Origin of the sequence: Corynebacterium sp. HMSC056F09, assembly GCF_001815785.1 — a bacterium.
GTDB classification, from domain to species: domain Bacteria; phylum Actinomycetota; class Actinomycetes; order Mycobacteriales; family Mycobacteriaceae; genus Corynebacterium; species Corynebacterium hiratae.
This window is the reverse complement of the sequence record NZ_KV821918.1, coordinates 43,517-53,281: the sequence shown is the minus strand read 5'-3', so window position 1 is coordinate 53,281 and position 9,765 is coordinate 43,517. Positions and strand designations below refer to the sequence as shown.

The 9,765-nt window shown below is 60.4% G+C and carries 10 protein-coding genes and 1 tRNA gene; 8 read left to right on the top strand and 3 right to left on the bottom strand.

The window, feature by feature from the left end:
• The coding region (locus tag HMPREF3056_RS12980) for a hypothetical protein (protein ID WP_083317783.1) at positions 1-502 on the top strand (502 nt) is incomplete at its 5' end.
• Positions 503-504: 2 nt separating this feature from the next.
• Here HMPREF3056_RS12980 and HMPREF3056_RS05370 read toward each other — a convergent pair.
• Positions 505-918 (bottom strand): hypothetical protein, encoded by a 414-nt coding sequence (locus HMPREF3056_RS05370; RefSeq protein WP_070512818.1) that lies wholly within the window; start codon positions 916-918, stop codon positions 505-507.
• Between the two features lie 48 nt (positions 919-966).
• Complete coding sequence (locus HMPREF3056_RS05365) at positions 967-1,683, bottom strand: ASCH domain-containing protein (protein ID WP_070512821.1); 717 nt, start codon at positions 1,681-1,683, stop codon at positions 967-969.
• A gap of 207 nt (positions 1,684-1,890) precedes the next feature.
• Between HMPREF3056_RS05365 and HMPREF3056_RS05360 the strand changes: the two genes are divergently transcribed.
• Positions 1,891-2,526: an Abi family protein gene (locus tag HMPREF3056_RS05360; RefSeq protein WP_070546042.1), complete on the top strand. Its 636-nt coding sequence runs from the start codon at positions 1,891-1,893 to the stop codon at positions 2,524-2,526.
• A gap of 107 nt (positions 2,527-2,633) precedes the next feature.
• On the opposite strand, the gene HMPREF3056_RS05355 is transcribed toward HMPREF3056_RS05360, so the two are convergent.
• A tRNA-Leu gene (locus HMPREF3056_RS05355) sits at positions 2,634-2,718 on the bottom strand.
• A gap of 190 nt (positions 2,719-2,908) precedes the next feature.
• Between HMPREF3056_RS05355 and HMPREF3056_RS05350 the strand changes: the two genes are divergently transcribed.
• From HMPREF3056_RS05350 to HMPREF3056_RS05325, 6 genes are read left to right on the top strand one after another with little or no spacing between them, the layout of a single operon-like run.
• Positions 2,909-3,733: a DUF3662 and FHA domain-containing protein gene (locus HMPREF3056_RS05350; protein WP_070512829.1), complete on the top strand. Its 825-nt coding sequence runs from the start codon at positions 2,909-2,911 to the stop codon at positions 3,731-3,733.
• A 44-nt stretch (positions 3,734-3,777) separates the two neighbouring features.
• Entirely contained in the window at positions 3,778-4,230 is a 453-nt protein-coding gene (locus HMPREF3056_RS05345; protein ID WP_046648650.1) for an FHA domain-containing protein FhaB/FipA, read from the top strand.
• Positions 4,227-5,564, top strand: a complete 1,338-nt coding sequence (locus tag HMPREF3056_RS05340; protein ID WP_070517668.1) for a protein phosphatase 2C domain-containing protein — start codon at positions 4,227-4,229, stop codon at positions 5,562-5,564. Before HMPREF3056_RS05345 ends, HMPREF3056_RS05340 begins: the two co-directional genes overlap by 4 nt.
• Entirely contained in the window at positions 5,565-6,917 is a 1,353-nt protein-coding gene (locus HMPREF3056_RS05335; RefSeq protein ID WP_070517667.1) for an FtsW/RodA/SpoVE family cell cycle protein, read from the top strand.
• Entirely contained in the window at positions 6,914-8,344 is a 1,431-nt protein-coding gene (locus HMPREF3056_RS05330; protein ID WP_070517666.1) for a penicillin-binding transpeptidase domain-containing protein, read from the top strand. The genes HMPREF3056_RS05335 and HMPREF3056_RS05330 overlap by 4 nt, the downstream gene beginning before the upstream one ends.
• Positions 8,344-9,762, top strand: a complete 1,419-nt coding sequence (locus HMPREF3056_RS05325; protein WP_070512838.1) for a serine/threonine-protein kinase — start codon at positions 8,344-8,346, stop codon at positions 9,760-9,762. Before HMPREF3056_RS05330 ends, HMPREF3056_RS05325 begins: the two co-directional genes overlap by 1 nt.
• Positions 9,763-9,765: the final 3 nt, after the last annotated feature.

Sequence of the window (9,765 nt, the reverse complement as noted above, 5' to 3'; positions counted from 1 at the left end):
CACACCGCTACCATTTCAGTCTTCTGAACACTCTCTCGACGTTGAATCCACCCCTGCGAGTGAGACGTCGCCAAGCACAAGCACCAGCGTTACTGAAGACGCCCCACAGCCCACCCTCCCCGCTACGGAGGAAAACGTCGAAGGCGTCAACATAGATCAACCACAAGAGGAAGTCATCGGCTTCACCGAGGCCCCCGGCGCGGCGCAGCCTACTCCGATGGAGAAAACCATCGAGTCCTGCGGTGATGTCTCGCTGCACGAAACCGGTACGGCATTCTTCAGCGATGGAACCTCTGGCTGGACGCAACAGTGCTCGGACGAGATGCTGGCTGCGAATCCTCCAGTTCAAGAAGCCGCCGCGGTGTATGAAGCACCCGCCGTGCAGGAGAACTATGTTCATCCCGGCGCGTATTGCAGCGGCGGAAGCGGCGTATCAAAGAGAGGTGTCCCGATGACGTGCGCACCTGCTTCTGATGGCAGGATGCGCTGGCAAAGCGCGTAACCTCATTCCGGCAGTTGAGGGCCTTTACCCTTCTTCCACAACGCAAAGGCGATGCCTCTGCGAATCAGTGCTGAAAGCCCCACGGGTAGGCAGCACAGGAAGGGCAAAGCGATGAGCATCTGCTCGATCCAGCCGAAGAGACCAACCGCCCCGATAACGACGAAAACGGCATCCAGGCGGAAATCTGTAATGACCTTCCGCTGCATGGGCAGGGAAACAAGGTAAGCAATTCCCAGAAACACGAGTGCGGGAAGAAGCACAAAGACTGCAAGGAAGCCACTCTCAGCATCAGTTCCTTGCGTATCGACGAAAAAGAGGGCCACCAGCAGCCCAACAAGCACGAACTCCACAAACGGTAACCGCAGCACAGGGAAATCTATAAGCCGCGGTGGCAGGGCGGAAGCGGGGCCGAACATACCGACAGTCTAGGTAAAATCATTTCCGCGTGGGCTTCGCCAAAGCTTTTAAGCCTTGCGGAGCGTGAACTCAACGACGTCGACTTCGTCGTCCTCAGCTAATCCGGGATAGTGAGTATCAAGCGCTTCATGAAGCTCAGCAAGAGAGCCAAAGCCATCTCTTCGGGCTTGTTCCTCCGTCAAGGACCTCCGCTGGGTAGAAACAACTGACGTGACCGCTGCGGGAATGGTGACGACCTCTCCGGATTCTTTCTCAAAGACAATCTGGGCGCTTCCTTCATGGAAGGGATCATCCACCCGAATGGTTTGTTGCTTTTCTCCGCTTCGAATTGATTCCTCGTAACCTTCCCACATATAGATGCGTTGCTCTTTGTCCATGTCACGCCAGTTATATGCGAACGGTAAGAGCTCTTCCACAGTGAGTGCTTCAAGTCCATTGCTTCCGCGCACGATGCACCGGATAGACGGATCAGTATCAAATAGCACTTGGCGGCACTTTCCACAGGGCGAAAGCACCTGGCCAGTCGGACCGTGGACGGCGACTACCGCTCGGATCGGATCCTCTGGATGACTAGCAGCGTGGTTAGCTAAGGCCGAGATTTCACCACAGGGGCCACCGAGAAAATGATATGCGTTTAAACCGAGCACGTGTTTGCCGGATTCGGTCAGGAGGGCTGCGGCTACGGTGTGATCTACCCCGTCGTGGAAACGCTGCGCATGGGTCGTGGCTGCGGTCAGTAGTTCTCGGAGTTCATTAGTAATCATCCTTCAAAGGTAGCTGCTACTGCCACAACTCCCAAGCCCAAGGGATCACAAATCTGTCGCTGTCATTCACGGTAAATAAGGGCGAAAAACTTCGAATTTCTGGCCGCTATAATTCCCCGAAGATATCAATAACCCCGGCGATTTACTCCTACTTTCGTAGTGCAGGGATCGTTCCGGGGTTTTCAAAGCGCACATTATCATATCCATATGGATAATCCAAGCCCAGCCCAAGTACAGCTGTCCCAGTGGTTTTCATCTGCGCGAATGAGCAGGTACGCCGATCATCCATCACCAGAAACGCTCTACCTTTGGAATACTCACCTCACGAAAACCTATCTCGCAGACATCGAACACCTCGAAGTACTCCTCCGAAATAGCATTCACAATGCCCTAACCGGAAGGTACGGCGAGCGATGGTTTGACGACGATCGAATCCCTTTCAACGATGCAGCGAAGAAGAATATCCGCAAAGCGAAGAAACGGGCCGGGAAGGAAGGTGCACCACCAGGAAAAATCATCGCTGAACTCAGCTTCGACTTCTGGCGTTTCCTCTTGAGTAGTCACTATCAGGCGAGTATCTGGCCCCAGGTAAAGAAGGCGTTGAAGAGAACGCCTGACAGTAGACAGCAGTTTGAAGAACTTGTAGTCATTGTTTACAAAATGAGGAATAGGTGCTCTCACCACGAATCAATCGTTCAACAACGCGATAGAGCCCGTGAAGTCGCACATCTCGACTCCGTTGATAACGCTATTCAAGAAGTAGCGGACTTCATTGATCCTCACGCCGCGGTATGGATCAAAGACAATTCACGCGTCCCCGCTATACGGGCACAACGACCTTAATCCATTGACGCTTTCTTGATACGTCGTACTGGCCTAGCGAACTCAGGCCACTGAAAAAGAAAAATCTCGAGACACCGACCGGAACGATGTCTCGAGACTTCACAGCGTGCCCGGGGCGGGACTTGAACCCGCACGTCCTATAAGGACACTGGCACCTGAAGCCAGCGCGTCTGCCAATTCCGCCACCCGGGCAGGGTATTGATGTCTTGGCGACTAGCTAACCTTAGCACGCAGTCCAACAGATTCTACAAATCCGCTGGCAAACCCGAACTTTCCAGGGAACTATAGGCCGCGCGTCTACGTTAAATAGAGGAAAGCAACCTATACTGATCGCTGCTATACCTCTCCCTTGAACATCCCGAAAGGAGGACGGCGTTACCCTATGGCATTTCTTGACAAGCTCGCCAAGCTGGATTCTTCCTTGCAACGCGGACTGGACAACGGCATGGCCTTTGTCTTCGGCGGTAAAGTCGTCCCCGCAGAGATTGAGGAGCTTCTCAAGCAGGAGGCGCAAGACAATCTGTCCCGCGGTGATGATGGCAAGCTTTATAGCCCCAACGTCATGACCGTCGGCGTGTCCTCCAAGGACATCGAGAATCTCTCACAGGACCGGGATGTTCCCAAGGATCTAGCTGATCAGCTCACCCGCTTCATCCGTAACAGTGGCTGGTCCCTCGCCGGGCCGGTCATCGTCCGCATCGCGGAGGAGTCGGGGCTGCGGACTGGGCAGTTGCGCGTGTCCTCTTTTTTGGATCACGAGCCCACCGAAGAAACCGGATTCGATGCGATTTTCCACCACGACCATGGTCAGGAGGACTCTATGACCCAGCCGCACAACGCCGACGAGGCCGCAACCACCGCCTTCATGGCCCCCACCCCGAATCAGCCAGCGCCGCAGGGCCCTGCGGTGACGCTCATGTTGCAGGACGGCTCCTCCCGCGTCTACCACGTGCAGGAGGGCTCCAATATTCTGGGCCGCAGCAACGACGCGGACCTGCGCCTGCCGGATACCGGTGTGTCCCGCCAGCACGCGGAGATCACCTGGAACGGCCAGGACGCCGTGCTGGTGGACCTGCAGTCCACGAACGGCACCACCGTCAACGACACCCCGATTGAGAACTGGCTGCTTGCCGACGGCGACGTGATCACCCTCGGTCACTCCCACATCGAGGTGCGCATCACCGGCCTCGAAGACCAGGGCTACTAAGCCGCCCGGCAAGTGTTCCCAGATTCTTAGCGTAAGGACTTTTCATGGATTCGATCGTGCTGCTCTCGCTGCGCATCGGCCTGCTGGTGTTGCTGTGGCTGTTTATCTTGGTCGCGCTCAACGCCATGCGCCGCGACGCCAATAAGGCCGCCGGCGTCTACCAGGCATCGTCCCCGGTGAAGGGGGCCCAGAGGCGTCGCGAAGCGCCGCGTGAAATCGCCATCGTGGACGGGCCGCTGCGCGGTTCCCACATGGAACTGGGCACGCTCGAAGACTGTACGATGGGCCGCGCGCAAGACTGTGACTTTGTCACCGGTGATGATTTCTCCTCCGGCCACCACGCCCGCCTGTTCCGCAGGGGCAGCGAGTGGTTCGTGGAGGACCTCGAATCCCGCAACGGCACCTTTGTTGGTGGCGTTCGCATTGACCAGCCAGAACGAGTCGGAGTCGGCTCCGATATCAAACTTGGCCGAACGACCGTGAGGTTGATGGCATGACTTTAAGCCTGACTTTTACTGCAGTGACGGACCGCGGATTGGTCCGCGAAAACAATGAGGATTCCGCCCACGCGGGCCCGCACCTGCTGGTGCTGGCCGACGGCATGGGTGGCCACGCTGCCGGCGAGGTCGCTTCCACCACCATGGTGGAGCACATGGCCTCCCTCGAGCGTGATCCGGGCGACAACGACATGCTGGCCCTGCTCGGCGCGGCGGCGGAAGACGCCAATGCGGCGATCCGCGAGCACGTGGATGAGCACCCGGAGACGGAGGGCATGGGCACCACGCTGACCGCCCTGCTTTTTAACGGCTCCGAGTTCGGCGTGTGCCACGTGGGTGATTCCCGCGGCTACCGGCTGCGTAAGGGGAAGCTGACCCAGATCACCAAGGATGACACTTATGTGCAGTCCCTAGTGGATGAGGGAAAGCTCGATCCGGAGGATGTCTCCTCCCATCCGCAGAAGTCGTTGATCCTCAAGGCCTACACGGGCCGCCCGGTGGAGCCGACTCTCTTTATGCTCGATGCTGAACCGGGCGACCGCCTCCTGCTGTGCTCGGATGGCCTATCGGATCCGGTAACGGCCTCCACCATCGAGCAGGCGCTGAAGCAGGGCACGGTCGAAGAGGCCGCTACCACCCTGCGGGATCTGGCGCTGCGCTCCGGCGGCCCTGACAACGTCACCATTGTGGTGGCGGAGGTCGTGGAAGCGGAGGGTGACGAGGACTCCCCCATCACCGTCGGCGCCATCCAAGGTGTTGTTCCGGAGCCGACGCACCCGGATTCTTCCGCGAGCCGCGCCGCAAAGCTGATCTCGCCCCCAAAAGCCCAGGCCGCTGAGGAGAAGCCCCAGGAGGAACCACAGCGGCGGCCCCAGCGAAGCCGGATTGGGTGGAAGGTGATTGCATGCCTTGCCATCGTCATCGTGCTCGTCGTCAGTGGCGGGCTCTGGATGAAGAATTATCTGGGCAATAACTATTACGTGGCTACGGATGAGGGTGGCACCCTCACTATCCAGCAGGGTGCGGATTATGAAATCTTTGGCCGCCCGCTGCACCACACGTATCAGAATGCGTGCCTAGGCAAGGACAATGCGCTCAAGCTCGGGCACGGAGAGTGCGCGGGCGACTTTGCGCCGTTCACGCTGAAGGATTTGCCCGAATCTGAACGTGCCGCTGTGGGCAACCTGCCCTCCGGCTCCTATGACGAGGTGCAAACGCAGCTGTCGCAGCTCTCGGACAAGGCGCTCAAGCCTTGCCCGAAGGCCTCGAAAGACGGAAAAGACGGAAAAGATGACAAGAGCGCGTCCAAAGGAAACTGCCGGGAGGTGAAGTAGGTGAGTAAATTCTTCTCCCGCGGCACCGAATTCGGCCTGCTCGTGCTGGCCACCGTGGTTTTCGCCATCACCTTGGTCAGCCTTGAGCTGTCCCAAGGCAACGTGCTGACACTCGATGTGCTCTACCTCGTCGGCGGTTTCATCGGCGTCTTTGCTGTCGCTCACTTGGTGCTCTGTTTCCTGGCACCCTATGCGGATCAGCTCATGCTGCCCATCGTCGCGGTGCTCAACGGCACCGGGCTCATTCTGTTGCAGCGCCTCGATCTAGCTAACGGAGGCGGGCTGGCGGTGCGGCAGGTGATGTGGACCATCGTGGGCCTCATTCTCTTCGCGCTGGTGCTCGTCCTCCTGCGTGATCACCGCTCGCTCACCCGATACTCCTATATCTTGGGTGCGCTCGGCCTGATCCTCCTCGCATTACCCCTGGTGTGGCCGCAGCCGCCGGGCGTCGACGCCCGCATCTGGCTGTGGCTCGGACCCTTTTCCATCCAGCCGGGTGAGTTCTCCAAGATCCTGCTGATTTTGTTCTTCGCCATGCTGCTGACCCAGAAGCGCTCACTGTTCACGGTGGCCGGCTACAAGTTCTTGGGTATTTCCCTGCCGCGCCTGCGAGATCTCGCCCCCATCCTGGTGATCTGGGGCATCGCGATTGTCATCATGGGCATTTCCAATGACTTCGGCCCGGCTCTGCTGCTGTTTAGCACCGTGCTCGGCATGCTCTTCATGGCCACCAACCGCGTGAGCTGGCTGCTCATTGGCGTCATCCTCGTGGGCATCGGTGGCTTCGGCATCTACCAGGTCTCGGAGAAGATCCAGCAACGCTTCTCCAACTTCCTGGATCCGCTGGCTAACTATGATTCCACCGGCTACCAGCTCTCCCAGGCGCTCTTCGGCATGTCCTCCGGCGGCATTACCGGCACCGGCCTAGGCCAGGGCCACCCGGACATGGTGCCGGTAGCGCACTCGGACTTCATCCTGGCCGGAATCGGTGAAGAGTTCGGGTTGGTTGGCCTCGCCGCGGTACTTGTGCTGTTTGCCATGCTCGTCTCCCGCGGCTTCCGCACCGCGCTGACCTGCCGTGATACCTATGGCAAACTGGTCTCTTCAGGGCTGGCCCTGACGCTGGCCGTGCAGGTCTTCGTCGTCACCGGCGGCATCTCCGCGCTGCTGCCCATGACGGGCTTGACCACGCCGTTCATGTCTGCGGGTGGCTCCTCGCTCATGGCCAACTACATGCTGCTGGCCATCCTGCTGCGCATCTCCAACGCGGCACGCCGCCCGGCGCGCGAGCTGAGCTCAAACGCACCCACTGACACGTCCATGTTCCCCGCCGTCCAGGAGGCCATCCGATGAACCGATCGATCCGCCTCGTCGCCCTTTTTTCCCTCATCCTCACTGCCATCCTCCTGGTAAACCTCACGGTGGTGCAAGCGTTTTCGACGGATAAGTACGCCCATAACCCTAAGAACGTTCGCGGCTACCTGGAGATGCGCACGACCCCGCGTGGCCAGATCTTCGCTGGCAACACGGTGCTGGCGCAGTCCACTGCCGACGCCGAGGGCAACTACTCCCGCTCCTACCCCGCCGACTCCCCGGCCTTTGCCAACATCACCGGCTACCTCTCGGAGCGCTTCGGCGCCTCCCAGCTGGAGGCCTCCCAGAATGACATCCTCAATGGCAAGGATGATTCGCTCCTGGCGCGCAATTGGCTCGATATACTCTCCGGCAAGCCGCAAAAGGGCGCGAACGTCGAAGTCACCGTCGATCCAGCCCTACAGCAAACCGCCTACGATCAGCTCGCTGGACCGGGCTATAACGGCGCGGCCGTAGCCATCCAGCCCTCGACGGGCAAGATTTTGGCCATGGCCTCCTCCCCCAGCTTCAACGTCTCCGACCTGCTCGGTGATAACGCTGGCGAGAAGTGGGAACAGCTGCAGAACCAGGAAGGCACCCCGCTGGTCAACCACGCCACGCAGGACACCCTTCCCCCTGGCTCCATCTTCAAGATCATCACCACTGCAGCAGGCCTGAACAACGGCTTCGAGCCGAACTCCACGCTGACCGGCGCAGCGTCCATTACGCTGCCCGATACCGTCACGGAGCTCACCAACTACGGCAACCAGTCCTGCGGCGGCGCGGACAGCGTCACCCTGCAGACGGCCTTCGCGCTGTCCTGCAACACGGCCTTTGTGCAGATGTCGGAGAGCATCGGCGCCGATGAGCTGCGCAAGTACGCCGAGGGCTTCGGCGTGGGTGAGAAATACTCGTTGGGTGTTAATACTTCCGCTGGCGCGCTCGGTGAGCTTGGCGACGGCGCCCAAGTCGCCCAATCCGCCATCGGCCAGCGCGACGTGACCATGTCCGCCCTCCAGGCAGCCATCATGGCCGGCACCATCGCCAACCAGGGCAAGCGCATGGAACCCTACCTGGTCAACCGCATCACCGATGCCCAAATGAATGAGCTGCGCACCACCACACCACGTCAGGCCGCCGAAGCTGTGGATGAAGAAACAGCCAACACCATCAAGGACCTCATGTTCGCTTCCGAACGCAGCACCTTCGGCTACGACGGAAACGGTTTTGCCTCGAAGACTGGCACCGCCGAGCACGGTGAGGGCCTCGCCCCGCACGCGTGGTACGTGGCCTTCGACCCAGACAAGGACATCGCGGTGGGCGTCGTGGTCAAGGACGGCGGGCACCTTGGCCAAAATGCCACCGGTGGCCAGGTCTCCGCGCCCATCGGCCGTGCCATCCTGCGCGCATACGGAGGTGAGCAGTAGTGAATAGTGCAGATAACAAAAAGCACCTCCAAGAACTGATCGGTGAGGACTACCAGCTGCAGTGGATCGTCGGCCACGGCGGCATGTCCACGGTGTGGCTGGCGGATGATGTCCACAATGACCGCGAAGTCGCCCTCAAGGTCCTGCGCCCCGAGTTCTCGGACAACAACGAGTTTCTCTCGCGCTTCCGCAACGAGGCCAAGGCGGCAGAGTCCATTGATTCCGAGAACGTCGTGGCCACCTACGACTACCGCGAGCTCGAGGACAACGGCCGCACCTTCTGCTACATGGCCCTGGAGTACATCCGCGGCGAATCCCTGGCAGACCTCTTGGCTCGCGAGGGCGCGCTGCCGGAAACGCTGGCGCTCGACGTCATGGAGCAGGCCTCCCACGGCCTGTCCGTGATCCACCACATGGGCCTGGTGCATCGCGATATCAAGCCCGGCAACCTCATGATTACCCAAAACGGGCAGGTCAAGATCACCGACTTTGGCATCGCCAAGGCCGCCGCCGCCGTGCCGCTGACCCGCACCGGCATGGTCGTCGGCACCGCCCAGTACGTCTCCCCCGAGCAGGCCCAGGGCTACGAGGTCGGCCCAACGTCGGATGTCTATTCACTCGGTGTGGTGGGCTACGAGATGCTGGCCGGCAAGCGCCCCTTCAGCGGTGATTCCTCGGTATCGGTGGCGCTGGCGCACATTAGTCAGGCGCCGGAGCCCTTGTCGACGTCGATTAGCGCGCCCACCCGGGAACTGATCGGCATGGCCCTGCGCAAGGACCCCAACACCCGCTTCGCTGATGGCAACGAGTTCACCAATGCGATCTCGGCCGTACGCCAAGGCCAGCGCCCGCCGCAGCCCAAATCCGCAGCACTCGCGCCCATCGCCGATGAACCCTCACCCTCCGCCTCGACGGAAATGCTGGCCAACATGGCGCAGCCCACCACGGTGCGACCAGCCGTCCAGCCTTCTACACCGCAGCCGGAGGAGCGCCCCGACAAGAAGGGTGGTTTCGGCACCGGGTTGCTCATCGCCGTGGCCATCGCCGCCCTCGTGGCCGTCGGACTCATGGCCTACCGGATGTGGGGGAACACGGCACCGACCCCACCACCAGCGCCGACGGAGGTCATCGTGACGGAGACAGTTGTGCCGGAGACCACGGAGGAAGAGGAAACGGAAACCCCCGAGACTGTCGAGATCACCACCGTCGAGGAGGAGCCGACCCGGGTCACCGTTACCACGACGCACTCGGTCATCCCCGCCCCGCCGGTGACCACGGAACGCACGACCCATCAGGAGCCGCCCGAGTTCCCTACGGAGGAGACGCAACCGCAGGTCAATGACAGCCCAACGCCCGCGCCCGAACTAGACTCACAGAGCAACCCCACCGAAGAATCCGCACTACAGGGAGGCCAGTAACCC

What these genes read in the sequence shown, in the direction of transcription:
- HMPREF3056_RS05370 (WP_070512818.1), bottom strand. Translation starts at nt 918, where the DNA reads ATGTTCGGCCCCGCTTCCGCCCTGCCACCGCGGCTTATAGATTTCCCT.
- HMPREF3056_RS05365 (WP_070512821.1), bottom strand. Translation starts at nt 1,683, where the DNA reads ATGATTACTAATGAACTCCGAGAACTACTGACCGCAGCCACGACCCAT.
- HMPREF3056_RS05360 (WP_070546042.1), top strand. Translation starts at nt 1,891, where the DNA reads ATGGATAATCCAAGCCCAGCCCAAGTACAGCTGTCCCAGTGGTTTTCA.
- HMPREF3056_RS05350 (WP_070512829.1), top strand. Translation starts at nt 2,909, where the DNA reads ATGGCATTTCTTGACAAGCTCGCCAAGCTGGATTCTTCCTTGCAACGC.
- HMPREF3056_RS05345 (WP_046648650.1), top strand. Translation starts at nt 3,778, where the DNA reads ATGGATTCGATCGTGCTGCTCTCGCTGCGCATCGGCCTGCTGGTGTTG.
- HMPREF3056_RS05340 (WP_070517668.1), top strand. Translation starts at nt 4,227, where the DNA reads ATGACTTTAAGCCTGACTTTTACTGCAGTGACGGACCGCGGATTGGTC.
- HMPREF3056_RS05330 (WP_070517666.1), top strand. Translation starts at nt 6,914, where the DNA reads ATGAACCGATCGATCCGCCTCGTCGCCCTTTTTTCCCTCATCCTCACT.